The sequence below is a fragment of the Nocardia sp. NPDC127579 genome, from assembly GCF_042672005.1.
Lineage (GTDB): Bacteria > Actinomycetota > Actinomycetes > Mycobacteriales > Mycobacteriaceae > Nocardia.
In genome coordinates, this window is sequence record NZ_JBHXVZ010000002.1 from 889,891 (window position 1) to 914,946 (window position 25,056).

General features: G+C 68.9%; 25 protein-coding genes. 17 read left to right on the forward strand and 8 right to left on the reverse strand.

All coding sequences use genetic code 11. The annotated features are described in order from the left end of the window. The first annotated feature begins 121 nt into the window (after positions 1-121). On the forward strand, positions 122-955 hold the full coding sequence (locus ACFVMC_RS11820; RefSeq protein WP_379209278.1) for an ABC transporter ATP-binding protein: 834 nt from the start codon (positions 122-124) through the stop codon (positions 953-955). A 125-nt stretch (positions 956-1,080) separates the two neighbouring features. Continuing rightward, positions 1,081-1,851, forward strand: coding sequence for an NUDIX hydrolase (locus ACFVMC_RS11825; protein WP_379209539.1), 771 nt, complete (start codon positions 1,081-1,083; stop codon positions 1,849-1,851). A gap of 4 nt (positions 1,852-1,855) precedes the next feature. On the opposite strand, the gene ACFVMC_RS11830 is transcribed toward ACFVMC_RS11825, so the two are convergent. After that, positions 1,856-2,683, reverse strand: a complete 828-nt coding sequence (locus tag ACFVMC_RS11830) for a GNAT family N-acetyltransferase (protein WP_379209280.1) — start codon at positions 2,681-2,683, stop codon at positions 1,856-1,858. An 83-nt stretch (positions 2,684-2,766) separates the two neighbouring features. On the opposite strand from ACFVMC_RS11830, the gene ACFVMC_RS11835 reads away from it, so the two are divergent. From ACFVMC_RS11835 to ACFVMC_RS11845, 3 genes are all read left to right on the forward strand, one after another. Next, positions 2,767-3,534, forward strand: coding sequence for an enoyl-CoA hydratase-related protein (locus tag ACFVMC_RS11835; RefSeq protein ID WP_379209282.1), 768 nt, complete (start codon positions 2,767-2,769; stop codon positions 3,532-3,534). 121 nt (positions 3,535-3,655) lie between these two features. Further along, a complete protein-coding gene (locus tag ACFVMC_RS11840; protein WP_379209284.1) occupies positions 3,656-4,621 on the forward strand; it encodes a class I SAM-dependent methyltransferase in 966 nt (321 codons plus the stop codon). A 4-nt stretch (positions 4,622-4,625) separates the two neighbouring features. Beyond that, a complete protein-coding gene (locus tag ACFVMC_RS11845) occupies positions 4,626-5,819 on the forward strand; it encodes a class I SAM-dependent methyltransferase (RefSeq protein ID WP_379209286.1) in 1,194 nt (397 codons plus the stop codon). 21 nt (positions 5,820-5,840) lie between these two features. Here ACFVMC_RS11845 and ACFVMC_RS11850 read toward each other — a convergent pair whose 3' ends face one another. Then, on the reverse strand, positions 5,841-7,148 hold the full coding sequence (locus tag ACFVMC_RS11850; protein ID WP_379209288.1) for a PQQ-binding-like beta-propeller repeat protein: 1,308 nt from the start codon (positions 7,146-7,148) through the stop codon (positions 5,841-5,843). Positions 7,149-7,283: 135 nt separating this feature from the next. On the opposite strand from ACFVMC_RS11850, the gene ACFVMC_RS11855 reads away from it, so the two are divergent. From ACFVMC_RS11855 to ACFVMC_RS11865, 3 genes are read left to right on the forward strand one after another with little or no spacing between them, the layout of a single operon-like run. Further along, the gene (locus ACFVMC_RS11855) at positions 7,284-8,033 is read left to right on the forward strand and encodes an acyltransferase (protein ID WP_379209289.1); all 750 of its coding nucleotides are present in this window, start codon (positions 7,284-7,286) and stop codon (positions 8,031-8,033) included. Between the two features lie 39 nt (positions 8,034-8,072). After that, entirely contained in the window at positions 8,073-8,624 is a 552-nt protein-coding gene (locus tag ACFVMC_RS11860; RefSeq protein WP_379209291.1) for a DUF1697 domain-containing protein, read from the forward strand. A 52-nt stretch (positions 8,625-8,676) separates the two neighbouring features. Continuing rightward, complete coding sequence (locus ACFVMC_RS11865) at positions 8,677-9,330, forward strand: hypothetical protein (RefSeq protein ID WP_379209293.1); 654 nt, start codon at positions 8,677-8,679, stop codon at positions 9,328-9,330. Here the strand turns inward: ACFVMC_RS11865 and ACFVMC_RS11870 are convergent. Genes ACFVMC_RS11870 through ACFVMC_RS11880 form a run of 3 tightly spaced genes read right to left on the reverse strand, consistent with a single transcriptional unit; the run spans position 9,327 to position 12,969 of the window. Further along, entirely contained in the window at positions 9,327-10,589 is a 1,263-nt protein-coding gene (locus ACFVMC_RS11870) for a glycosyltransferase family 4 protein (protein ID WP_379209295.1), read from the reverse strand. The two genes, ACFVMC_RS11865 and ACFVMC_RS11870, sit on opposite strands and share 4 nt — an antisense overlap. Then, positions 10,586-12,175, reverse strand: coding sequence for a 1,4-alpha-glucan branching protein domain-containing protein (locus ACFVMC_RS11875; protein WP_379209297.1), 1,590 nt, complete (start codon positions 12,173-12,175; stop codon positions 10,586-10,588). The genes ACFVMC_RS11870 and ACFVMC_RS11875 overlap by 4 nt, the downstream gene beginning before the upstream one ends. After that, positions 12,172-12,969 carry a class I SAM-dependent methyltransferase gene (locus ACFVMC_RS11880; RefSeq protein WP_379209299.1) on the reverse strand — a complete coding sequence of 266 codons (798 nt, stop codon included), beginning with the start codon at positions 12,967-12,969 and terminating at the stop codon, positions 12,172-12,174. Before ACFVMC_RS11880 ends, ACFVMC_RS11875 begins: the two co-directional genes overlap by 4 nt. Positions 12,970-13,186: 217 nt before the next feature. Between ACFVMC_RS11880 and ACFVMC_RS11885 the strand changes: the two genes are divergently transcribed. Together ACFVMC_RS11885 and ACFVMC_RS11890 are read left to right on the forward strand one after the other, a co-directional pair. Beyond that, positions 13,187-13,972, forward strand: a complete 786-nt coding sequence (locus ACFVMC_RS11885; RefSeq protein ID WP_379209301.1) for an electron transfer flavoprotein subunit beta/FixA family protein — start codon at positions 13,187-13,189, stop codon at positions 13,970-13,972. Between the two features lie 111 nt (positions 13,973-14,083). Continuing rightward, a complete protein-coding gene (locus tag ACFVMC_RS11890; RefSeq protein ID WP_379209303.1) occupies positions 14,084-15,040 on the forward strand; it encodes an electron transfer flavoprotein subunit alpha/FixB family protein in 957 nt (318 codons plus the stop codon). 54 nt (positions 15,041-15,094) lie between these two features. On the opposite strand, the gene ACFVMC_RS11895 is transcribed toward ACFVMC_RS11890, so the two are convergent. Next, on the reverse strand, positions 15,095-16,102 hold the full coding sequence (locus ACFVMC_RS11895) for a helix-turn-helix transcriptional regulator (protein WP_379209305.1): 1,008 nt from the start codon (positions 16,100-16,102) through the stop codon (positions 15,095-15,097). 87 nt (positions 16,103-16,189) lie between these two features. Between ACFVMC_RS11895 and ACFVMC_RS11900 the strand changes: the two genes are divergently transcribed. After that, positions 16,190-17,317: an epoxide hydrolase family protein gene (locus tag ACFVMC_RS11900; RefSeq protein ID WP_379209307.1), complete on the forward strand. Its 1,128-nt coding sequence runs from the start codon at positions 16,190-16,192 to the stop codon at positions 17,315-17,317. A gap of 9 nt (positions 17,318-17,326) precedes the next feature. On the opposite strand, the gene ACFVMC_RS11905 is transcribed toward ACFVMC_RS11900, so the two are convergent. Next, the gene (locus ACFVMC_RS11905) at positions 17,327-17,932 is read right to left on the reverse strand and encodes a Uma2 family endonuclease (protein ID WP_379209541.1); all 606 of its coding nucleotides are present in this window, start codon (positions 17,930-17,932) and stop codon (positions 17,327-17,329) included. 64 nt (positions 17,933-17,996) lie between these two features. On the opposite strand from ACFVMC_RS11905, the gene ACFVMC_RS11910 reads away from it, so the two are divergent. Continuing rightward, positions 17,997-18,956: an aminoglycoside phosphotransferase family protein gene (locus ACFVMC_RS11910; RefSeq protein ID WP_379209309.1), complete on the forward strand. Its 960-nt coding sequence runs from the start codon at positions 17,997-17,999 to the stop codon at positions 18,954-18,956. Here ACFVMC_RS11910 and ACFVMC_RS11915 read toward each other — a convergent pair. Further along, positions 18,925-19,779, reverse strand: a complete 855-nt coding sequence (locus ACFVMC_RS11915; RefSeq protein ID WP_379209543.1) for a LysR family transcriptional regulator — start codon at positions 19,777-19,779, stop codon at positions 18,925-18,927. The genes ACFVMC_RS11910 and ACFVMC_RS11915 overlap by 32 nt on opposite strands. A gap of 113 nt (positions 19,780-19,892) precedes the next feature. Between ACFVMC_RS11915 and ACFVMC_RS11920 the strand changes: the two genes are divergently transcribed. The 5 genes from ACFVMC_RS11920 to ACFVMC_RS11940 all read left to right on the forward strand — a co-directional run bounded on the left by ACFVMC_RS11920 (position 19,893) and on the right by ACFVMC_RS11940 (position 25,051). Further along, positions 19,893-21,167 (forward strand): NAD(P)/FAD-dependent oxidoreductase, encoded by a 1,275-nt coding sequence (locus tag ACFVMC_RS11920; RefSeq protein ID WP_379209311.1) that lies wholly within the window; start codon positions 19,893-19,895, stop codon positions 21,165-21,167. Positions 21,168-21,334: 167 nt separating this feature from the next. Further along, on the forward strand, positions 21,335-22,156 hold the full coding sequence (locus ACFVMC_RS11925) for a GNAT family N-acetyltransferase (protein ID WP_379209313.1): 822 nt from the start codon (positions 21,335-21,337) through the stop codon (positions 22,154-22,156). A 6-nt stretch (positions 22,157-22,162) separates the two neighbouring features. After that, a complete protein-coding gene (locus tag ACFVMC_RS11930; protein ID WP_379209315.1) occupies positions 22,163-23,137 on the forward strand; it encodes a lysophospholipid acyltransferase family protein in 975 nt (324 codons plus the stop codon). A gap of 262 nt (positions 23,138-23,399) precedes the next feature. Beyond that, on the forward strand, positions 23,400-24,374 hold the full coding sequence (locus tag ACFVMC_RS11935) for a GlxA family transcriptional regulator (protein WP_379209317.1): 975 nt from the start codon (positions 23,400-23,402) through the stop codon (positions 24,372-24,374). A gap of 65 nt (positions 24,375-24,439) precedes the next feature. Beyond that, positions 24,440-25,051, forward strand: coding sequence for an isochorismatase family protein (locus ACFVMC_RS11940; RefSeq protein ID WP_379209319.1), 612 nt, complete (start codon positions 24,440-24,442; stop codon positions 25,049-25,051). Positions 25,052-25,056: the final 5 nt, after the last annotated feature.

Sequence of the window (25,056 nt, forward strand, 5' to 3'; positions counted from 1 at the left end):
GATCGGCCGCGTCCGGCTCGGCTGAGCACTCGCGCGCGGATCCCGCACGGACGCAACCTGGTACCGCGCTCGCTCCGTCCGGCGTGGGTCGGTCGGACATCCGCCACGCATTTGGGCCAAGATGGAGCGCGTGCCGCAACCGGATCCCGATCTGCTCATTGATTTCACCGATGTGACCGTCCGACGCTCAGGCCATACCCTGGTCGGTCCGGTCACCTGGCAGGTCGAGCTCGACGAACGCTGGGTCGTCCTCGGACCCAACGGCGCGGGCAAGACCTCACTGCTCCGTATGGCCGCCGCCGAACTGCACCCCACGGCGGGACAGGCCCACCTGCTCGGCGAGATACTCGGCAAAACCGATGTCTCCGAACTTCGTCCACGGATCGGACTCTCCTCCGCCGCCATCGCCAGCCGCGTGCCGCGCGAGGAGAAGGTCGGCGACCTGGTGGTCTCGGCCGGGTACGCGGTGCTCGGCCGCTGGCGGGAACGCTACGACGACGTCGACACCGACCGCGCCATCGACATGCTGGAAAGCCTGGGCGCCGAACACCTTTCCGATCGCAGCTACGGCACCCTGTCCGAGGGGGAGCGCAAGCGGGTCCTGATCGCCCGCGCCCTGATGACCGACCCGGAGCTGCTGCTGCTGGACGAGCCCGCGGCCGGGCTGGATCTGGGCGGCCGCGAGGAACTGGTGGAGCGGCTGGGCGATCTGGCGGCCGACCCGGACGCGCCCGCCATGGTGCTGGTCACCCATCACGTGGAGGAGATCCCGCCGGGCTTCACCCACGGCCTGCTGCTCAACGAGGGCGAGGTGGTCGCGCAGGGTCTGCTCGACGATGTGCTGACTGCCGAGAATCTCAGTGACGCGTTCCGGCAGAAGATCGCGCTGAACCGCGTGGACGGGCGCTATTTCGCGCGCCGGGCCCGGCGCGCGGGCCGGCACCGCCATCGCTGAGGCTCGCGCTGACCGTCGCGTCGCTGACCGGCGGGTCACGCGCACGCACGGTCGAACCAAGCGCGCGTTAGGGTGCAAAGGTGAGTGAGAATTCTGCGGTGCCGCTGAAGGACGCATCGACGGTGATGCTGGTGCGCGACGGCGCGGCGGGCCCCGAGGTGTTTCTCCAGCGCCGCGTCGGCGCCATGGCCTTCGCCGCCGGGATGACGGTGTTCCCCGGCGGCGGCGTCGACCCGTCCGACGGTACCGCCGACATCGCCTGGTCCGGCCCCGAACCGGCCTGGTGGGCCGCGCGTTTCCAGACCACCGAACCGCGCGCCAAGGCGCTGGTGTGCGCGGCGGTGCGCGAGACGTTCGAGGAATGCGGTGTGCTGCTGGCCGGTCCGACCGCGGACAGCGTCGTCTCCGACACCACCGCCTACCGGGACGCGCGCGGCAAGCTGGAACGCCGGGAGCTCTCGCTGGCCGCGTTCCTGGCCGAATCGGAGCTGGTGCTGCGCGCGGATCTGCTGCTGCCGTGGGCGAATTGGATCACCCCGGTGGTCGAGCAGCGCCGCTACGACACCCGCTTCTTCGTCGCCGTGCTGCCCGAGGGGCAGCTCGCCGACGGGGCCACCTCCGAAGCCGCCGACGTCCAATGGCGGACACCGGCGCAGGCGCTCGACCGCTGGCGCGCGGGCGAGGACATCCTGCTGCCCCCGACCTGGTCGCAGCTCGATGCCCTCAGCCGCTTCGCCACCACCGCGGAGATTCTCGCGGCCGACGTGGTCATCGAGCCGATCATGCCGGAGCTGACCCGGACCGACGGGGCCCAGGTCCTGCACTTCCCGGACAACAAGCGCTATTTCGCCGATCTGCCGGACCAGCGCAAACTCCGCGGCTCGCACCGCGACTGACCACTCACGCCAGCACCTTGTATCGGCTGTACTGCGTCACCTCGTATCCGAGCGATTCGTACAGTCGTATCGCCGGGGTGTTCCCCGCGAACACGTGCAGTCCGAGTGTGCTCGCCCCCGCGATGTGGGCGAGCCGCTCGGCCACCAGCATCAGGGCGCGCCCGTGGCCGTGCCCGCGATACGCCGGTTCGACCTTCACGTCGTAGACGTACGCACCGCTCGAATTCCGGTGTGCCACCCAGATGTGGCCGACGGGCGTGCCGCCGTGCTCCAGCATCCGGAACCAGGTGTCCGGTGTGGCCTGGCCGTCGGGCAGCAGTTCGAGGTCGTCGGCCTCGGCCTTGGCACGCGCCTGCTCCGGTGCGAGCCCGCGGTCGATCCAGTCCTGCGTGTACTCCTCGAGTTCCACGCGCTGCCAGGTCGCGAACTCGGTGTCGGTCATCGGCCGGGGGTGATCGGCAGCGCGCAACTCCGGTGGCGCGGCTGCGAGTTGCTTGCGCATATTGCGGCTGCGTTCTCGATAGCCGAGCGCCGTGTACAGGCGTGACCCCGCCTCGGCGTCGGCCGGGATGGTGACCGTGACCTGGGTGCATCCCCACTCGCGCAGCACCTCCTCGGCGGCGAGGACGGCGATCGCGCCCCGGCCCTTGCGGCGCTCGGCCTGGTCGATGCGCAGTGCGCGGATGGTTCCGACGCCGGACCCGTAGCGGGGCATTGTCGCGATGCGGACGAGACCGACGCGGTGGCGGTTCACGCACACGTCGTAGGCGCGGGAACGGGTGCCGTCCGCGTCGTGCTGTAGCGGCTGGGTAGGCCGAATCGTGGTGGTCATCAACGCCGTTCTACCGCGCGCGGCGGTTCTTGTCGCGGGATGCGCGCATGGTGGTGCGAGCGGCGGGCGGTAGGTTGCGTCTCATGGCCGAATTCGTGACCCTCGAGCTGCCCGCCGCGCGGGGCGTGGCGGTGCTGCGGATGAACCGCCCGCCGATGAACCGGGTCAGCGTGCAGCTGATCCGCGAGGTGGCCGAGGCCGCCGCCGTGGCGGCGGCGGATCCGCGGGTCGCGGCGCTGGTCGTCTACGGCGACGAGCGGGTGTTCAGCGCCGGTGACGAGCTCGCCGAACTGTCCGGGCTGAGTTCGGAGCAGGCGGCCGCGCTGGCCGCCGACGTGCAGGGCTGGCTGGGTTGTCTGGCGCGGGTGCCGCAGCCGACCGTGGCGGCGATCAGCGGCTACTGTCTGGGCGGCGGACTGGAACTGGCGCTGGGCGCGGACCGCCGGATCATCGGCGACAACGTCAAACTCGGTCTGCCGCAGATCGAATCGGGTTTGATCCCGCTCGCCGGTATCCGCCGCCTGGCGCTGCTGATCGGCCCGGGCCCGGCCAAGGATCTGGTCTACACCGGTCGTTTCGTCGAGCACGCGGAGGCGAAGGCGCTCGGGCTGGTCGACGAGGTGGTCGCGCCGGACACGGTCTTCGATGCCGCCATGGCCTGGGCGCGGCGTTTCATCGAGGGCCCGACCCGGGCGCTGGCCGCGGCCAAGGCGGTCTTCGAAGCGGGCCCGCACGGCCTGGATCGAGCGCGGGTGGAATGGGCCGAGCTGTTCGACACCGAGGACGCCCGCATCGGCACCGCGACCTGTCTCGCGGATGGTCCGGGCTCGGCCACTTTCGTCGGTCGCTGAAACGGCGGGCCCGCTGGCCTGCGACAGAGCCGCAGATAGGAACAGGTTTCAGTTTGGCCGGGCGCTGATTCGGTAGCCCGATTGCTGGCCTCATCTGGGGATTTGGGTAGGCTACCCGACCATGACGGTACGCCCCGACGACCCCGCGCCGAACCCGCACGCCACCGAGGCCGAGGTCGAAGCAGCGCTCAAGGACACAAAGCTCGCCCAGGTCCTCTACCACGACTGGGAAGCCGAGACCTACGACGACAAATGGTCCATTTCCTATGACGAGCGCTGTATCGAATACGCCCGCGGCCGGTTCGACGCCGCGGTCGGCCCGGCTCCGCTGCCCTACGAGCGGGCGCTCGAGCTGGGCTGCGGTACCGGGTTCTTCCTGCTGAACCTGATGCAGGGCGGCGTCGCCACATCCGGTTCGGTCACCGATCTGTCCCCGGGCATGGTCAAGGTCGCGCTGCGCAACGCCCAGCACCTGGGCCTGGACGTGGACGGCCGGGTCGCCGACGCCGAGACCATCCCGTACGAGGACAACACCTTCGACCTCGTCTGCGGTCACGCCGTGCTGCACCACATCCCCGATGTGGAACTAGCGCTGAAGGAGTGCCTGCGCGTGCTCAAGCCGGGCGGTCGCTTCGTCTTCGCCGGCGAGCCCACCACCGTCGGCAACTTCTACGCCCGCAAGCTCGGCCAGGCCACCTGGAAGCTCACCACCGAGGTCACCAAGCTGCCGTTCCTGTCGGGCTGGCGGCGTCCGCAGACCGAGCTGGACGAGTCCTCGCGCGCCGCGGCGCTCGAGGCGGTCGTCGACCTGCACACCTTCGATCCGCGCGAGCTGGAGGCGATGGCCTCCTCGGCCGGCGCGATCGACGTCAAGGCCACCACCGAGGAGTTCGCGGCCGCGCTGTGGGGCTGGCCGGTGCGTACCTTCGAGGCCGCGGTGCCCGACGAGAAGCTGACCATGGGCTACCGCATGGCCCAGTACAAGGCATGGCTGGCGCTGAGCAAGCTGGACGACAAGGTGCTCAAGCACGTGGTGCCGCGTCAGTTCTTCTACAACGCGATGATCACCGGCGTGAAGCCGGCCTGAGTAGGTGGGGTACGGCTTCGGCCGCGCGGACGTCGCCTTCCTGACCGGTGCGGCCGGTAGCGCCGCGCTGGCGGAGGTGGATCGGCTGGAGCTGACGCCCGCGACGCACCTGCGCGACCTCGAACGGGTGCGTCGCGACCACGGGGGATACGCCCCCGCGTTGATCGAGACGGTGCGACTGCGCCGCAAGGCCGCCGCCAAACTCTCCGGGGCGGACGAGTGGCTGTTCACCGACGACGCGTTGCAGCAGGCCACGCCGTCGCCGGTGGCGCGCGCTCGCGCGCGGCGGTTGGCGGGGCGGGCCGTGCACGACGTGACCTGTTCCATCGGAGCGGAATTGGCCGAACTGGCGCGGGTGTGCCCGGCGGTGATCGGCTCCGATCTGGACGACGTGCGCCTGTCGATGGCGGCGCACAACCTGAGCCGCGCGTCCACGCGGTCGGCTCTGCCGCGAAATCTGCTGGTGGCGCAGGCGGACGCCCTGGTGCCGGTCAGTCGCGAGACCGTCGTGATCGCGGATCCGGCCCGCCGCGCCGACGGCCGTCGCACCCATGATCCGGCCAAGCTGCAACCGCCGCTGCCCGATCTCCTGGCGGCCTACTCCGGTCGCGATATCGCCGTGAAGTGCGCTCCCGGACTGGATTTCGACACGCTCGACTGGACGGGTGAGGTCGAGGTCGTCTCGTTGGACGGCGCGGTCCGCGAGGCCTGCCTGTGGTCACCCGGTCTGGCCGAACCCGGCGTGACCCGCCGCGCCACGGTGCTGTCCACGAACGGTGACCCGCTCATCCTCACCGATGCCGAACCGGACGATATCCCGGTCCGTGCGCCCGGCGAGTGGATCGTCGATCCCGACGGTGCGATCGTCCGCGCCGGTCTGGTCCGCCACTACGCCGCGAAACACGGCCTCTGGCAACTGGATCCGCAGATCGCCTACCTCACCGGCGATCAGGTCCCCGCGGGCCTGCGCGGTTTCCGCATCCTCGACCGCCTCGAACTCCGCGAGAAGTCCCTGCGTCAGGAACTCGCTCGCCGGGACTGCGGAGCTCTCGAGATCCTGGTGCGCGGCGTCGACATCGACCCCGACGCCCTGCGTAAACGCCTCAAACTTCGTGGCGCGCAAACCTTCACGCTGATCCTCACCCGAATCGGCCGTGCGGGAACCGCTTTCCTGTGCACCGCTCACCGCGCCCGATGAGGCGATCGGCCGGTAGCGGGTCTACTGCTCCGGTTCGAAGGTGAAGACCTCGCCGATCCGGGTGGCGATGACGACCTCGCCCTTCGGGCCGACCGAGGTGCCGGTGGTGGTGCCCTGGGCGTTCGGCAGCGGATCGGAGTCCTCGGTATTGCCGGTTTCGGTGTCGAAGGTGATGAGGTTGAGGCCGTCGCCGATGGCGGCGGTGGTGTAGCCGACCCCGCCCGCGGTCTGCACCGGGTTGCCGCGCAAGCGCAGATCCTTGCGCTCCCACACGATCTCGACGGTATCGCCCTTATCGCGCAGGGCCATGAGGTGGCCGTCGTCGCCGGCCGGGATGATCAGCCCGGCGTCGGAGACCGAGATACCGCCGCGGGGCGCCCATTCCAGGGTGTGCACCCACTTGGTGCGCCCGTCGGCGGTGTCGACCGCGATGAGCCGCTTGGTGTTGTCGCCCACGTAGACGGTGTCGCCGTCGGCAGACAGTGCCGGGCTGGTGGCGCTGCCCTCGATGAGCATCTCGGCGATCCACTCCTGCCGTACCTTGCCGTCGCCGTACCGCATCGCGAGCAGGGCCGAGTTCGGGGTTCCCGGCTTCCACAGCGTCACGTAGAAGCGACCGGTGGCGGCGTCGACGGCGGAGATATTGGCGACCGGGCAGTAGGGCCCGCCGGTGCCGCAGTCCTGCAAGCCCTGTCCCGCGGCGGGACGGACCAACCCGGGCAGTTCCAGGAAGTCGGGTTCGCCGAGCAGTTGCAGCGAGGAGACCACTCGCGCGCCGGTCTGACGGCTGAGCACGTCGACCTGGCCGGACTGGGTGATGGTGAGCAGATTGCCGTCACCGGTGAACTGCATCGACATCGGCACGCCCGAAACCGGTGTGCGCCAGCGCGGCTGGCCGAGATAGTTCAGCGAGTACACGCCGTCGTCGTCACCGACATAGACGTTGGTGGCGCCGTCGACCACCGTGGGCGCGGCGATCGCGATGGAGCCCAGTTCGTTGCTGCAGAAGCGTTTGCGGCCGGTGGGCATCTGCAAGGAGAGCAGAACACAGGTGGTCGAGGTGCGGGCGGTCAGGAACATCTGCCCTTCGGGCCCGATGGTGACGGGCCGCTCGATCGGCCCGCCCGCGGGCCTGGTCCAGTCCAGTGTCACCTTGCGGGCCCCGGCCACCGGGGAGACGCCGCTGTTGCGGCTGTCGTGGTACGCGGCGGTCCAGCCGGAGCCCGAGCCGACCGTGATGTCGTCGATGTCGGTGCCGCAGCCGGTGATCGTCACCGCGCCGATGGCGGCGAGCACGGCCATCGCATGCATCCGGGATCGCGTACGCACCTGGTTTTCTCCCCTCGGGTCGATGGCCGCACGCAAGAGTAGTCGGTAGCCGACCGGGGTTGCTTCGCACCCCATTAAGCTGTCAGCCGATGGACGACCAGGGCCCGGCCCTGCGAACACGACGGGAGACGGATCGTGACGAGCATGTGGGGCGCACCGTTGCGCTCACGGTGGCGGGGTTCGCGCCGCCGGGATCCGCAGCAGGCGCGATTTCTGACGGTGGCCTCGCTGCGCTGGGTGCTCGCCAACAAGGCGTATACGCCGTGGTATCTGGTCCGCTACTACCGGTTGTTCAAGTTCAGGCTGACCAATCCGCATATCGTGCTGCGCGGCATGGTGTTCCTGGGCAAGCGCGTGGAGATCCACGCGACGCCCGAACTGGGCCGGATGGAGATCGGGCGCTGGGTGCACATCGGCGACGGCAACGCCATCCGCTGCCACGAGGGTTCGCTGCGCATCGGCGACAAGGTGGTGTTCGGCAAGGACAATGTCGTCAACACCTACCTCGATATCGAGATCGGCGAGTCCACGCTGGTCGCGGACTGGTGCTACATCTGCGACTTCGACCACAAGATGGACGACATCACCCTGCCGATCAAGGATCAGGGCATCGTGAAGAGCCCGGTCCGGATCGGTCCCGACACCTGGATCGCCGCCAAGGTGACGGTGCTGCGGGAGACGCGTGTCGGCCGCGGCTGTGTGCTCGGCGCGCACGCGGTGGTCAAGGGTGAGATCCCGGATTACGGCATCGCCGTCGGCGCGCCCGCGAAGGTGGTCAAGAATCGCAAGGCGGCCTGGGAGGCGGGCGCGGAGGAGCGAGCGAAGTACCTTGCCGCGCTGGAGGACATCGAGCGCAAGAAGAACGGCATCGCCCAGGAGGCGTAGGTTCTCGGTGCTGTCGGTGCAGCCGGGTACGGTCGGCGCATGACCGGATACGCGGCGCTGTTGCGGGGGATCATGCCCAGCAACCCGAATATGGCAAACGACAAGCTGCGCGGAGTCTTCGAGCGGCTCGGCTTCGAGCGGGTGGCCTCGGTCCTGGCCAGCGGCAATATCGTGTTCCACAGCGCCGAATCCGAGGTATCCGAGCTGGAGGAGCGCGTTCAGCAGGCGTTGATCGCCGAGCTCGGTATCGGCGGCGGCACCATCATCCGCAGCCACGACGAGCTGCGAAAGCTGTTGGACAGCGACCCGTTTCCCGGTCTCACCCACGGCCGCGGTACCTACCTCACCGCCACCTTCCTCAAGGACGGTACGAAGGTCCCGGTGAAACTGCCCGACCAGCCCGACCCCTTGGTCCAGGTCGTCGGCTTCGACAAGTCCGCCCGCGTCTTCCTCGCCGTCATCGACAACAGCGATCCGGGCAAGACCCCGGATTTCATGTCCTGGCTGGACAAGACCTACGGCAAGGACATCACCACCCGGACCTGGCTCACCGTCCAGCGCATCGTGAAGAAGCTGGAAAGCCTAGGGTAGGAAGCGGTTCCATGAGGACAGTGGTGGGCGCCGCCGGGAAGGTGTGGCCTCGATGACCCCGCACAGACGGCCGATCGTCCGGCTCGGGCCGGTCGTCCTGACCGTATTCGCGACCGGGTGTTCGGTTGTCGGTCTCGGCGCGGACTATCCCGAACCGCGGTATTCGGCCATGCCGGTCACCTGCGCGCAGGCGATCGACTCGGTGCGCGGCGGCTTGGCCGCGTTCGCGGGTCCGCTCTACGATCCCGCGGTGGCGGTGCGGCAGCCGGAACAGGTCGGCGACCCCGAGTGGGATTCCTACCGCGACTACGAGCAGCTGGTGTGCGAGATCGATTACCGGACAGGCGATCCGGGGGATGGCACGCTCACCTGGCGGCAGGTGAAGCTGAGTTTCGACCGTTACGAGACGGCCGCGCAGCGCGGCACCCGCCGCGCCGATCCGGTCGGCGAGGCGACCGAACGTTTGGCCGGAACCGAACGGGTACAGGACAATACACAGCATTTCGCCGATCTCGGCGATGGTGGCTTCGCCTGGGACTCGTTCGACCGCAAGAGCGCCGCGGTCATGTTCCGGCTCGGGAACATGCTGGTCATGGTCATTCCGAGCGGAGCGGACGCGCCCGGCGTACCGCTGGAGCTGACGGCTCGCCGGACCGCGGCCGAGTCCATCGCCCGCGAACTGGCCGCGGGCTTGGCGCAGCGCTAGACCGGGTTGTTCGGATCCCGTTCCGGCAGCGGACGTTCCACGATGACCGGCCGTCCGAGCGGATTGCGGACCCGGCGTTTGGCCGAGTGGTACACCTGCGCGGTTTCCGCGGCCACGACATCCCAGGCGAAGTCGGCGGTCAGCCGATCGCGGGCGGCGTAGGCGCGGGACTGGGCGGCGGCGGGGTCGGCCAGGGTGGCGCAGGCCGCCTCCACCAGGCCGTTGACGTCGGCGGGTTCGAACGAGGCTCCGGTGACGCCGTCGATCACCGCCTCGCCCAGACCGCCCGCGGTGGAGGTGATCAGCGGGGTGCCCGCGGCGGCGGCCTCGAGCGCGACGATGCCGAAGGGCTCGTAGCGGCTGGGCAGCACCACCGCGTCGGCGCCGTGCAACCAACTCAGCAGTTCGGAGTGGTCCAGCTGTCCGGCGAAGGTGACCGCGCGCGCCACCCGGTGCACGCGGGCGCGTTCGCGCAGCCAGTCGAACTGGGTGCCGATACCGGCGACGGTCAGCGTAGTGCCGGGATGCGCGCGGCGGATGCGGGGCAGCGCCGCGATCGCGTCCTGCACGCCCTTCTCGTATTCCAGGCGGCCCACATAGAGCAACCGGGGCGGGCCGCTGCGGGGCGCGCGCGGCCGAAAAGCCCAGGCGCCCACGTCGATTCCATTGCGGATCACCGTCATCGGGATCCGTTCGGGGCCGTAGAGTCGCTCGACCTCCTCCTGCATGGAGGTCGAGCAGGTGATCAGCGCGTCGGATTCGTTGGCCAGCCACCATTCGACCGAGTGCACCTGCTTGTTGACCCGGCCCGCGACCCAGCCGCTGTGCCGCCCGGCCTCGGTGGCGTGGATGGTCGAGACCAGCGGCACGTCGTAGTACTCGGCCAGCGCGATGCCCGGGTGCGCGACCAGCCAGTCGTGTGCGTGCACCACATCTGGGGTCCAGCCCTCGCCGATGCCGGGTTTGCCGAGCGCGACGCCCGCGCGCACCATGGCGTGGCCCATGGCCAGGGTCCAGGCCAGCATGTCTTCGCCGAAGTCGAAGCACGGCGGATCCTCCGCGACCGCGACGACGAGAACACCGTCGGCGACGTAGGAGTGGGTGGGGTGGGTGCTGGAGTCGGTGCCGGAGGGGCGTCGGGAGAGCACGACCACCTCGTGGCCGGCGGCGGCCAGTTCGGTAGCCAGGTGATGCACGTGGCGTCCGAGCCCGCCGACCACGACCGGCGGGTACTCCCACGACACCATCAAGATCTTCATGTAAGTCCTTCTGAGGCGGAGCCTGGTTCCGCGAAGCTGTCTTCCGAACCGACAGCGAGGGCCTGTTCCGGCGCGACGGTCTCGAGTCGTCTGGCATCCAGTCCGGGGAAGACTCCGTCGGCCGCACCCCATCCTGCCGCCAAACCGTGTGCTTTGGCGAGTTGGCCCGCGCCGACGGCGGCCGCGATTTCGCGGACCGCGTGGGCGTGCTGATGGGCCCGGTCCCGGGCATACCCGGCCGCGGAGTCCTTGGAAACCATGAAGGCCCAGTCGCTCTGCACGGCGAGGATGGCCTCGCGCAGCAACTGGTCGGCGACGGGGTCCCGGAGCGCCGGACCGCTCGCGCCGGCGCGCATCTTGTCGATGGTGTCCAGGGTCAGGCGGACGATGTCGGCATTGAGTTCGACCAGGTCACTGACCTGATCGCCGGCCCACACCCGCCAGTCCTTGCCTGATCCCCAGGACGAATCGGCCAGCTGGACCGGCTCGCCGACGAAGCCGTCGGCGCGGGCGTCGGCCAGGGTGCCGACCCGCACGCCCGCCTCGGGCAGTTTGCGCAGGACCTGGGCCAGCCACTGCGGCCCCTCGTGCCACCAGTGCCCGAACAGTTCGGTGTCGAAAGCGGCCACGACCAGGGCCGGACGGCCGATTCGCGCGGATTCGGCGATCAGCCGGTCGCGCACCGTCTGGACGAAGTCGTCGACATCGCGCACTACGGCCGCGGCCGCGAGCTCCGGATCGTAGGGCGCCTTGTCCGGACCGGCCACCGTCTTGCCGGTGACCCGGGCGGGTTTGAGACCGGTGGCGTGATCATAGTGATGGAAATCACGGTAGGCGCCGTGTCCGGGATAGCCGGATTTGGGCGACCAGACCCGATAGCTGACATGCAGATCGCGCCCGAACGCCACCACATCGGAGTCGCGGACCGGTCGCCCGAGGCTGCTGTCGCCGCGCAGCGACGGGCCGTCGACCATGAAATGCGTCACACCGGCGGCGTCGTATTCGACCTCCATGCCGGGGGTGAAGCCGCATTCCGGAGCCCAGATCCCGCTCGGGGTGTGACCCCAGCGCTGCCGCGCGTCGGCCAGCCCCTCGGCCAGCTCGAATTGCCGCAGCCGGGGATCCAGCAGCGGCTGGAACGGATGCGCCAGCGGCCCGCCCAGTAGCTCGATGGTCTCGGCGTCGACGAGCTGCCGCCACACCGGCGCCGCCCCGTGCCGCCAGTGCTGCTCGAATTCGGCCAGAGCCGTTGCGGCGAGCCGATGTTCGTGCCGCCCGAGCGCGACGTTGCCCGCCATGGCGGCCTCGTCGGCGCGCAGCTGCCAGTTGCCCAGCCAGTGGTGCATGCCCGCCAGGCAGTGCGGGTCGTCCAGCTGCGCCGCCAGTACCGGGGTGATGCCCAGGCTCAACAGGTGTGAACGTCCTTCGGCCGCAAGTGTTCTCAGTACTTCGACGACGGGAAGATAAGTGGCCGCCCAGGATTGATAGAGCCACTCCTCGCCGACCGGCCAGCGTCCGTGATGCGCCAGCCACGGCAGATGGGAGTGCAGCACCAGTGAGAACTGGCCGGGGACCTGCTCGTTCACGCCGGCTTCACCGCGATGGCGAGCAGATCCAGGCTGGCGTCGATGTCCTCGGGGGCGATCGCGAAATCGTCGATGGTGACCGCGGCGACGTCGGCGGTCAGCTCGGCGGGCCAGGGCTCGCCGGCCAGGGCGCGCTCGATCTGCGCGTCGATGAACGACCCGCCGTGTTTGGCGTCCAGGGCTTTCAGGGACGGGCCGTGGTGCACGCCGGTCATCAGCGATACCTCGAATCCGGCGTCGACCAGCAGTTCGGTCAGCTCGGCGGCGTTGAGTTCGCGGGTGTGGAACGGGTTGAGCGGAGTGTCGCGACCCGGGGAGAAGGTGATCCGGTTCGGCGTGCTGATGAGCAGTTCGCCGCCCGGGCGCAGTACCCGCAGGCATTCCCGCAGGAACTGGCTCTGATCCCAAAGGTGCTCGATGACTTGGAAATTCACCACGATGTCGACCGAGGCGTCCGCCAGCGGCAGGTCGGCGAGGTTGCCCTGGATCATCTTCACCCGCGGGTAGCGCGCTCGCACGTGCTCGACCGCGCTGGTGTCGTAGTCCAGGCCGGTCACCTCGGCGGCGACCCCCGCGATCATGTCCGCGCCGTACCCCTCGCCGGATCCGGCTTCCAGCACGGTTTTTCCGGCGCAGCGGTCGAGCAGGCGGGCGTAGACGATCTCGTGCCTGCGGAACCAGTAGTTCTCCTCGGCGATGCCGGGGACGGTGCGCTCGCCGGTCAGCGGCAGCGGGTCGACAGCAGGGGACGCAGCATCCTCGGATAGTGCGGCAGGGATCACAGCCTCGCTCATCGTCCTGACGTTAGTCGAGCCGAAAATGGCCGATACCTGCGGCCGGAGGTTGCGTCCCCAGCGCTGGGGAGGATAGTTGCGAAAGCTGGTCGGTTAAGTTACCCACGAGTAACTTAACGTAGGGTAATGTCACGCCCGAGCTACTCATTGGACGTACGGCTCAGCTCGTGCGACCACCCGGATATACGCCCCCAGAACAGGAGGTCGACGAAGACCGATGCCGAACATCGTCGTACTCATCAAGCAGGTTCCTGACACCTGGTCCGAGCGCAAGCTGACCGATGGTGACTACACCCTCGACCGCGAAGCCGCCGACGCCGTCCTGGACGAGATCAACGAGCGCGCCGTCGAAGAGGCGCTGCTGATCAAAGAGGCGCAGGGCGGCGAGGTCACCGTGCTGGCCGCCGGTCCGGACCGCGCCACCGAGGCCATCCGCAAGGCGCTGTCCATGGGCGCCGACAAGGCCATCCACATCAACGACCCGGCGATCCACGGCTCCGACGCCGTGCAGACCGCCTGGGTGCTGGCCAGCGCGCTGGGCCAGGTCGAAGGCGTGGAGCTGGTCATCGCCGGTAACGAGGCCACCGACGGCCGCGCCGGTGCGGTCCCCGCGATCATCGCCGAGTACCTCGGCCTGCCGCAGCTGACCCACCTGCGCAAGCTCGTCGTCGACGGCGACAAGATCACCGGCGAGCGCGAGACCGACGAGGGCGTCTTCAAGCTCGAGGCGACCCTCCCGGCCATCGTCTCGGTCACCGAGAAGATCAACGAGCCGCGCTTCCCGTCCTTCAAGGGCATCATGGCCGCGAAGAAGAAGGAAGTGCAGACCTTCACGCTGGCCGACCTCGGTGTCGACCCGTCCACCGTGGGTGTGGCGAACTCGGGCACCGCGGTCACCGCCGCCACCCCGAAGCCCGCGCGCACCGCCGGCGAGAAGATCGCCGACGAAGGCGACGGCGGCACCAAGATCGCCCAGTACCTCGTCGGTCAGAAGATCATCTGATTCGCCCGGCCGAGACTGCGCCGCAGTGTGAGCTCAGCGCCCGGAGGAGGTAGCGGAGCGTAACCACGCAGGGCGTAGCGAACACTGCCGATCAGACACAGGAGAACACAAATGGCAGAAGTACTTGTGCTCGTCGAGCACGCCGACGGTGCGATCAAGAAGGTCAGCACCGAACTGCTCACCGCCGCGTCCGCGCTGGGTGAGCCCGCCGCCGTGGTGACCGGCACCGCCGGCACCGGCGAGAAGCTGGCCGACGCGCTGGCCGCCGCGGGCGCCGCGAAGATCTACATCGCCGAGTCCGACGATGTCGACAACTACCTGGTGACCCCGAAGGTCGACGTGCTGGCCGGTCTGGTCGAGTCGGTCTCCCCGGCCGCCGTGATCGTCGCCGCCACCGCCGAAGGCAAGGAAGTCTCGGGTCGCCTGGCGGCTCGCATCGGCTCCGGCCTGCTGGTCGATGTCATCGACGTCAAGTCCGACGGCTCCGTCGTGCACTCCATCTTCGGTGGCGCGTTCACCGTCGACGCCAAGGCCACCGGCGACGTGCCGGTGATCTCGGTGCGCCCGGGCGCCGTCGAGGCCACCGCGGCCGCGGGTGCGGGCGAGAAGGTGACCGTCGAGGTCCCCGCGCAGGACGAGGGCGTCGTCAAGGTGACCTCGCGTGAGCCGGTCGTCGCCGGTGACCGTCCGGAGCTCACCGAGGCGAGCATTGTCGTCTCCGGTGGCCGTGGTGTCGGTTCCGCCGACAACTTCGCGGTCGTCGAGGCGCTGGCCGACTCGCTGGGTGCCGCCGTCGGCGCCTCGCGTGCCGCCGTCGACTCGGGCTACTACCCGGGCCAGTTCCAGGTCGGTCAGACCGGTAAGACGGTCTCCCCGCAGCTGTACGTCGCGCTCGGCATCTCCGGCGCCATCCAGCACCGGGCCGGCATGCAGACCTCGAAGACCATCGTCGCGGTCAACAAGGACGAAGAGGCCCCGATCTTCGAGATCGCGGACTACGGCATCGTGGGCGACCTGTTCAATGTCGCCCCGCAGCTGACCGAAGCGGTGAAGGCCCACAAGGGCTGACGGTTTCGTCACTCGAAACGGCCCCGGTCTCGCAAGAGGCCGGGGCCGTTCGTGTCAGTTCGACCGACCAGCTCGGTGCTCGGAAGAGCCCGGGGGCGTGGGTGTTTCGGGGGAAGCGGCGCGCCGGTAGCGCTCGGCGAGGGTGTGCAGCGCCGCCGCCAGCTCGGGGGAATCGCTCACCTCGAAGTCCGCGTCGAGCATGCCCAGGTATGCGGCGAGTTGCAGGGGATCGTCGGAGCCCGGCTCGAAGGCGCACCGATTCTCGTCCAGCACTTCGATGTCGGCCGGGATGGGGAGTCGCCCCCGGATGTACTCGGCGGGGGCATGCACGATCACCCGAGCGCGGAACCGCCAGACCGCCTCGCCCACACCGCGTTCCACCTGCGAGCTGATCACGTGATCGGGAGGCAGCTGTCGCGGCGAGAAGCGCGGTCCGGCAGGTGTTTTCGGCGTGAGGCGATCGACTCGGAAGGTGCGCCAATCATTTCGGTCCAGATCCCAGGCCACCAGATACCAGCGTTGCAGATGGCTGACCAGCCGATACGGCTCGACCACCCGGCGGGATTCGGAGCCGGAGTGGGCGCGGTAGTCCAAGCGCAGCCGCTGCTGGTCGCGGCAGGCCGTGGCGAGCACGGTCAGGATCTCCGGATCCACGCGTGGCCGGCGGCTGGGCACCGGCAGGGTGTGCGAGCCGAAGGCACTCACCCGATGGCGCAGGCGGGCGGGCAGGATCCGCTCCAGTTTGGTCCACGCGCGCAGCGCGGTCTCCTCGATGCCCGCGAGGGAAGCGCCCGCGGCCGTGCGCAATCCGATCGCGACGGCCACGGCCTCGTCGTCGTCGAGCAGTAGCGGGGGCAGGGCGCCGCCCACGCCGAGCCGGTAGCCGCCCGCGACTCCGGGACGGGCTTGCACCGGGTAGCCGAGTTCGCGCAGCCGCTCGATGTCCTTGCGGATGGTGCGGGTGCTGACCTCGAGCCGTTCGGCCAGTTCGCCACTGGTCCAGTCCGGTCTGGCCTGGAGGAGGGAGAGCAGGCGGAGCAGGCGCGCCGAGGTTTCCAACACTCTTCGATTCCACCTCGTATTGCGGAACGAACCCTTCCGCGATTGATCCTACCGTCGTCGTATCAGCCCGAACGATCGGAGAACACGATGTCGAACGCCATCCGCCCCTTCCGCCTCGAGATCCCCCAGGCCGACCTGGACGATCTGCACGACCGGCTGGCACGGACCCGCTGGGCCCAGCAGGTGCCCGGGACCGGAGCCGAGCGCGGCATCACCCGCGACACCATGCGGGAGCTGGCCGACTACTGGCGGACCGGATTCGATTGGCGGGCACAGGAAGCGAAGATCAACGCCTACCCCCAGTTCCGCACCGAGATCGACGGCCAGCACATCCACTTCCTGCATGTCGAGTCGCCGCGCGCCGATGCGACGCCGCTGCTCCTGAGTCACGGCTACCCGAGTTCGTTCGTGGAATTCCTGGGCATGATCGATGCGCTGGTCGATCCGCCGACCGGTGCGCCCGCCTTCCATGTCGTCGCGCCGTCGCTGCCCGGATACGGGCTGTCGAGCCCGCTCAGCGCCACCGGGTGGACGATGGGCCGCACCGCGCGCGCCTGGATCGAACTCATGCATCGCCTGGGCTACCAGCGGTACGGCGTGCACGGCGGTGATATCGGCGCCGGAATCTCCGGGATGGTCGCGAGCCTGGATGACGCGCATGTGCTCGGCGTCCACACCGTCACCGATCCGCTCACCGCCGCCAATGTGGCCACATTCCTGCCCGGGATGGCCGACCGGCTCGACGCCGACGACCCGATCGACAAGCTCATCCTGAGCCGGATGGCGGAATTCGAGCAGGACGGGAACGGCTATCTGGCGATCCAGAACACCCGGCCGCAGACCATCGGCTACGGGCTGGTGGATTCCCCGGTGCTTCAATTGGCCTGGATCGCCGAGAAATTCGACGAGTGGACCAGCCTGCCGATCGATCGCGACCTGATGCTGACCACCGTCGGCCTGTACTGGTTCACCGGTTCCGGCGCGACCGCCGCGCACACCCTCTACGACCAGGCCCATGCCACCGAATGGGGCGGCCCCACAACGGTTCCCGAGGGCTACGCGGTCTTCGGCGCCGACGAAACCGTCCGACGCGTACTACCCACCTCCGCCGGCACCCACTGGACCGAATTCCCCCACGCCCTGCATTTCCCGTCCATGGAAGCCCCCGACGACGTGGTATCCGACCTGCGAAAGTTCTTCGGCCCCTTGCGCTGAGCTGCGACGTCAGAGTCGCTGCAACTGATCGAAGGTGACCGCCAGGGTGACAGGCTGCTCGAGGACGAGGGCAATGCGATGCACCTGGTGCGGCATGTAGCGCATTCCGGACCAGTCGAGCCGGTACTCCTCGATCCGGTCGATCGTCTCCCAGTCCTTCGCGAAATGGACGATGAGATACACCGGAATGCCTGCGCGAGCATAAAGTTGACGCTTGATGCCGGTGTCGGTGTCCGCGGTGCTCTTGGACACGACCTCTACCACCAGCATGATGTGATCACGCACGGCGTTGACGTCATACGGCTCGCAGTCCCGGATATAGATGTCTGGGTAGCGGACGTTGAGTCGATGATCCGGACGCGAATCCTCGGTATCGGGAAAGCGGACCGCGACATCGGACGAGACGCGCATACAGGGATCGCTTGTGGTTCGGGCATCTTCCAGGGCCGATGCCAACCGGCGAACCACGGTATCGTGCGCCTCGGTCTGAGACATCAACTGCACGACCAGGCCGTCCACGATCTCGACGTCGCCGAAGGCGCTGCTGAAGGCGTCGGGTTCAGCAGTCAGGAACTCCTCGGCGCTGCATCGCCGTCCATCGTCCGGGTTGGTCATCGTCACAGTCCAGAGGCTACTCGGCTCCACGGTGCGCGGTGGGGGGGATGGCAGGCTGGGCGGTATGACGTTGCCGGTGGAGGTCGCCGAGAATATTCGTGCCGTGTTCGACGAACGTGGTGCGCGGTGGTTGGCGGATCTGCCGGGGGTCATCGAGGAGCGGTGCGGGGCCTGGGGGCTCGAGGTGGTGGGCGCGGCATTCGGGGGCGGGACGCATTCGTGGGTGGCGCCGGTGCGGCGGAGTGACGGCGATGTCGCGGTGCTGAAGATCCCGGTGCGGGACGAGGAGAACGCGGGGGAGGCCGCCGGGCTGTTCTGTTATCAGGGTGACGGGGCGGTCCGGCTGCTCGAGTTCGACCCGGAAACCGGTGCGCTGCTGCTGGAATGGGCGCGACCGGGGACACCGTTGCTCGAGCAGCCAGGCTTCCCGAGCCTGGAGGGCCGGGCGGAGCACGCCGACAAGGTCGAACTCGCGTGCCGCCTGTATCGGCGGCTGCGCCGCCCGCCGGCCGATATCCCGGCGGACTTTCCCGCGCTGCCCTTGGCCGCGGACATGGTGGGTCAGTGGGCGGAAATGTTCAGCACACCCGAACCCGAACTGGCACAGCTCCTTCCGGACGCGCTGCGCGAGGATGCGATGACCTGGTGCGCGCGGCTGGCCGAGCCGGAGGGCCCGCTGCTGGTCGTCAACCGCGACACCCACCTGGGCAATATCGTTGCCGCCGAACGGGAACCGTGGCTGCTGATCGATCCGAAGGCCTATCTCGGCGAAGCCGCGTTCGACGCCGGCTTCCTGGTCATGATCCAGGTGCAGAGCGACCCGCGCCCCGCCCATGCGCGCGCGGTGCTCACCCGCACTGCCGCCGCCCTCGCGGTCGATTCGGAGCGCGCTCGCGGCTGGGCCTTCATGCGCGCCATGGAGGAGATCGCCTGGGCGCTGGAAGACGAGGAGCCCGAGGACCTGCGCCTGCATCTGGCGGTCGCACAGGCGCTCAGCGATGCAGGTTCTCCAGCAGCGTGGTGAGGATCGGGGAGGGGTGGGCGTCGGTGCGGACCACGGCCGAGACCGGGATGCGCAGGCGGTGTTCGGTGAGTTCCAGCGCGACCAGGCCCTCGGTGGGGCTTTCGGCGTAGAGGACCGTCCAAGCGTCCGGGCGATTCAGCAGTTCCATGGTGGCGGTGTGGTCGGGCGGGATCGGCGGGCCGTAGGTGGGACCGGTCGGCAGGTCGGCGAAGGCGGCTCGAATGATGTTGTGCAGCAGCACCTGCTCCGGTTCGGGCGGTAGGAGCAGGGGGTAGGGGCTCAACTCGGCGAGGGTGACAGTGTCGCGGGTGGCCAGGGGGTGGCTGCTCGAGGTGGCGATCACCAGGTCCTCGACCCAGAGCTGTTCCACGGCCAGGCCGGGCTGGTCGACGCTGCCGCGGATGAGGGCGAGATCGCAGTCGCCGTCGGCGACGGCGGTGATCCGCTGCCGGAACGGCTTGATCACGTATTCGATCTCGGCATCGGTGTGCGCGGCGCGGGTGTTGGCGATGGCCGACAGTGATCTGGTCGCGAAGGACATATTGGCGGCGAGGCGGATCCGCGGGCCGGTGGTGCGCACCGTGGCGCGGATGGCGGATTCCAGGCTGAGCATCTGTTTAGCCAGGGGAAGTAGCCGAGTGGTCGCGTCGGTGGGGATGACGGCCCGGGTGGTGCGCTCGAACAGGGGTACGCCGAGGTCGCGTTCGAGTCGTGCGATCTGGTGGCTGATCGCGGACTGTGAGATGAAGCAGCGGCTCGCGGCCTTGCTGAAGCTCAGTTCCTCACAGACCGCGACAAAGTATGCCAGCTGGCGCAACTCCACGACAAGCTCCCGATTCATGAACGATCCAGATAAGAGTCATCTCTATTATGCGCCCCAACACCTGAAATATCTGCGTTCCGTATGACGGTTGGTAATGAGAGAAGGAGGCTGTCATGGAACACGCAGATGTGGTCGTAGTCGGATCGGGATTCGGGGGGCTGGCCGCGGCGAAGCAGTTGGCGAAGTCGGGAATCAACTTCGTGCTCATCTCGAGCACGCCGGAGCATCTTTTCCAGCCGTTGTTGTATCAGGTCGCGACCGGTGTGCTGGCCTCCGAGGAGATCGCGCCGCCGATCAAGTCGGTGCTGCGCCGGCACCACGAGGCCGACGTGCGCCACGGCAAGGTGGTCGACATCGAGCCCGATACCGCGGTGCTCACCTACGAGGCCGAGGGGCAGCGGCACCGGATCCGCTACGGTTCGCTGATCGCGGCCACCGGTGCGAGCCAATCGTATTTCGGCCGTGACGATTTCGCGGCCAAGACCTTCGCGCTCAAGACCATCGACGACGCCAAGGCGCTGCGCGCGCAGATCGAACGGGTCTTCACCGAGGCCCGCGCCGCCGACGCCGAGACCCGGGAGCGGCTGCTGAGCTTCGTGGTGGTCGGCGCCGGCGCGACCGGTGTCGAGGTCGCGGGTCAGTTGAAGGAACTCGCGAAAAGGCACTACCACCAAGAGGTTTCGGTGACCCTGGTGGAGGGCGCGGGCGCCGTGCTGCCGCCGTTCGGCGGCGGGCTCTCGGAGTACGCGAAGCGCTCGCTGACCGGCAGCGGTGTGGAGGTGCTGCTGGGCACCTTCGTCACCGATATCGACGGCGGCAAGGTGACGGTGAAGGACGGCGAGGGCGTCGAACGCCGGATCGCCGCGGAGACCGTGGTGTGGTCGGCGGGCGTGCAGGCCGGTGGTTTCGCCACCCTGCTGGCCGAGCGCACCGGCGTCGAGACCGACCGGGCCGGAAGGCTGCTGATCAACCCCGACCTGACCGTGGGCGGCTATGCCGATATCTACGCGATCGGCGATATGACGTCGCTCAACGGCTACCCGGGTCAGTCGCCGGTGGCCATGCAGGAGGGCCGGCACGCCGCCGACATCATTCGCCGCAAGAAGCAGCCGGGCACCCCGTTCAAGTACTGGGACAAGGGCAGCATGGCGGTGATCAGCCGGTTCAGCGCGGTGGTGAAGCTGAACGACCGGGTCACCTTCCGTGGGTTCATCGCCTGGGTGATGTGGCTGGCGGTGCATCTGATGTACCTGGTCGGGTTCCGCAACCGGTTCGCGGCGGTGGGTTCGTGGCTGATCGCCTTCATCGGAACAGGGCGTCCGGGGTTCGCCGAGGTGGAATCCGGCGCGGTCGAACGGACATCGGAACAACCGCGCATGGTCGCGTGAAAGTGACCGTCGAGTGAGCGGAAGACGCAGGTAGGACACCATTGCGCGAATCGGGCGCGACGCGGCGGTAAACGGTTGGTGTGATCGGGATCTCGTTCACCTGACTGCCCTCGGCGCGACACTTCGGGGTTCCCGGGGCGCAGTGTCGGGGTGGCTGGATAAACAGCATGAGAATTTCGTCCGTGCTGACCGCCCCGGCTCCGACGGACTCGGGGGCCGAGAAGTCGTCCTATTCGCTGGTCGTGTCCTCCGACACCGACCACCGTATCGCCGCACAGCGGCTGCGCTACCAGGTCTTCGCCAACGAGCCGGGTTTCCAGATCCCGGACGATGGCAGCGGCTTGGACGCCGACCGCTTCGACGACCACTGCGACCACCTGCTGGTCCGCGACGACCGCAGCGGCGACTTCGTCGGCTGCTACCGCATGCTGCCGCCGGACAAGGTGGACGTCGCGGGGGGTTACTACACGGCCACGGAATTCGATGTGGCGCAACTGGATCCAGCCGGGCGCCGGATCGTGGAGATGGGCCGGGCCTGCGTGGTGCCCGACCATCGCAACGGTTCGGTGCTCACCTTGATGTGGGCGGGCATCCTGCACTACATCCAGCTCACCGGCTACGAATGGGTGATGGGCTGCGTGTCGGTGCCCATGCGGGACGCGCCCGCCGACCCGGCCGGGGTGAACGTGCGCGGTGTGCGTGATGTGCTGCTCGGCCGGCACGCCGTCGATCCGGAGTGGCGGGTGCACCCGCTGAACCCGGTGTATGTCGACGGTAAGAGCCTCGACGAGCTCACCCCGCCCGCGCGTCCGAAGTTGCCGCCGCTGCTGCGCGGCTACCTGCGCCTGGGCGCGGAGATCTGCGGCGAACCCGCTCACGACCCGGCGTTCGCGGTCGCGGACTTCGTGGCACTGCTGGGGCTGGACACGATCAATACCCGCTATCTGGAGCGGTTGCAGAGCGCCGCGGCCTCGATGGACGGACGGTGAGCCGCGATGGTCTTCGAGGCTCCGCCCGCGCAAGCGGTGCACGCGTGGATGCCGTCGAGCCCCTGCGGGCCCGGCTGTGTCGATACCGCGACTGAGGTCGGAACCGCCCGGGTGTTCGGGCGGGTCCTGGGTGCCGCCGGTCTGCTGGTCAGCTATCCGCTGCTGAACGGCGCGACACCGCGGCGGTGGCGAGAGGGGTTGCAGCGGCGGTACGCGCATGCCGTACTCGACTGTCTCGGAATCGAATTGCGGATCGTCGACGAGCGGCCGCAGCCGCAGCGCGGTTACGCCGAACCGGGGCGTGGTGTGCTGATCGTCGCGGGTCATGTCAGCTGGGCCGACATCGTGGTGATGGCGGCGGTGCAGCCGCTCGGTTTCGTCGCCCGGGCGGACATGCTGGACTGGCCGGTGCTCGGCGGACTCGCCGAGCGGCTGCGGGTGATCCCGATCGAGCGGGAACGACTACGCGAATTGCCCGGTGTGGTCGATGAACTCGGCGCGCGACTGGCCGCCGGTGACCGCATCGCGGCGTTCCCCGAGGGCACCACCTGGTGTGGCCGCGCCTACGGCCGCATGCGTCCCGCGCTGTTCCAAGCCGCCGTCGACACCGGCACCGCCGTGCAGCCGATCCGGCTGCGCTATCTGGATCAGAACGAAAAGCAGTGCACCACCCCGGGTTTTGTCGGGGAGGACACCTTCGGTGATTCCGTGAAGCGGGTGCTGCGCTCGCGTGGCCTGGTCGCCGAGGTGGTGCTGCTCCCGCAGGAGGCGCCGGGGCTGGATCGCCGCGATCTGGCGCGCCGGTGCGAACACGCCGTCCGGGGTGCGGACCGCTCCCGCCATGGCGGCGAGTGGATCGAAGCCAGCACCACCCGGGTCCAGGACCCGCTGCCCGTCGACCCCGCCCCGCTGCCGCTGGACCGCCGCGGCCTCCGCGGCCGCGCCGCCACGATCCTGCGCCGCCGCTCGACCCACGCCTGACGCCGCGAGCCTCATCGCCATCCCCCGTTCGCGACGCCGAGCGAACCACGCGCGCCCAGGACCGGATCCCTACCCGCCCCACACTTGACTGGATCACCATCGCATCGCGTCCGGGCGCGATGCGATGGTGATAGGTGGGACATCGTGTAGGCGTTTCGCGAGAGAGCCCCTCCACGGTGTCCCACTATCGGCGTTGGATCGTGGCTGGATGTGACAGGTATGTGTCATTGCAGACGTGTGGGGTGGGGTTCATGATGGGGGTATGCCACTGAGTCATCGCGTCGTGATCGCGGTTTTTCCGGATGTCGATTTGCTCGATGTCACGGGGCCGGCCGAGGTCTTCGCGCTGGCGAATCGGGAAGGGGGTGGGCGGGTTCGGTACGAGGTTCGGCTGGCGAGTCCGGGGGGCGGAGCGGTGAGGACGTCGGCGGGGGTGCGGTTGCTGACCGATGTCGCGTTCGGGGAGGTGGGCGGTGGTGTCGATACGTTGATCGTGCCGGGGGCGGTGGACGACTGCGGGGCCGCGCTGGTGGACCGCGAGGTTGTGGGCTGGCTGGAGAGCATCGCGCCGCGGGCGGGGCGGGTCGCCTCGGTGTGTGTCGGCGCGCATCTGCTGGCCGCCGCCGGGTTGCTGGACGGCAAGGTGGCGACCACGCACTGGTCGACCGCCGACCAGCTGGCCGCCGAGTATCCGGGGATCACCGTCGACCCGGATCCGATTTTCGTGCGTTCGGGCCGGGTGTGGACCGGAGCCGGGATCAGTGCCTGTCTGGACCTGTCGCTCGCCTTGGTCGCCGAGGACCACGGCGAGGAGCTGGCGCTCGCGGTGGCCCGGCAGCTGGTGGTCTACCTGAAACGCCAGGGCGGGCAGAGCCAGTTCAGTGTGCCGCTGAGTCGCCCGGCCGCATCCCGCCGCGATATCGACGAGCTGCGGCTGTACATCGCCGAGCATCTCGATGCCGATCTGTCGGTCGCCGCCTTGGCGGCGCGGATGTGCCTGAGCGAACGGCATTTCACGCGGGTCTTCCGGCAGGAGACCGGCACCGGGGTCGCCGCGTACGTGGAGTCGGCACGCGTGGAAGCCGCGCGCCGACTGCTCGAAACCACCGATGAGCCACTGGCTTCGGTCGGTGCCGCGGTCGGGCTCGGCTCGGTGGAAACCCTGCATCGTGCCTTCCGTAAACAACTCGGCACCAGCCCCGGCGCGTATCGCCGCCGGTTCCGCACTATCGCCTGACGTCAGGCATCCCCTGTGCCGCAGCCACTTCCGGTTGCGGATCTCACCCCTGGAAAGGAACTGCTGTGTCTTCTGTCGTGCCTTCGTCCACCCTCCGCGAGGTGTCCGGCCTGGACAATCGCCTACCGCGCCTGGCCGAGGCCACCCTCGTCCTGATCGACTTCCAGAACACCTACCGGACCGGCGTGATGGCACTGCCCGGTGCCGAGGACGCGCTCGCCGCGGGCGCGCGCCTGCTGGCGGCGGCCCGCGCGCTCGACCGGCCGATCGTGCACATCGTCAACGACGGCGGCGAAGGCACGCCCTACGACATCCGCGCCGAGATCGGATCGATCAGTCCCGAGGTGGCGCCGCGAGACGGCGAACCCGTTGTCGTGAAACAGGTTCCGGATGGCTTCTTCGGCACTGCGCTGGAGCAGACGCTGAAAGACCTCGGCGCCGGAAACGATCTCGTGCTGTGCGGGTTCATGACCCACATGTGCGTAACCTTCACCGCCCAGGGCGCTTTCAACCGCGGATACCGTCCGACGGTCGTCGCCGAAGCGACCGCGACCCGCCCCCTGCCGACCCCGGGCGGCCAGCCGCTCTCGTCCGCGCAGCTGCAAGCGGCAGCTCTCACCACCATCGGCGACCTGTTCGGTGTCGTCGCGCCGACTGTGGATGACCTGACTGCCTGAATCCG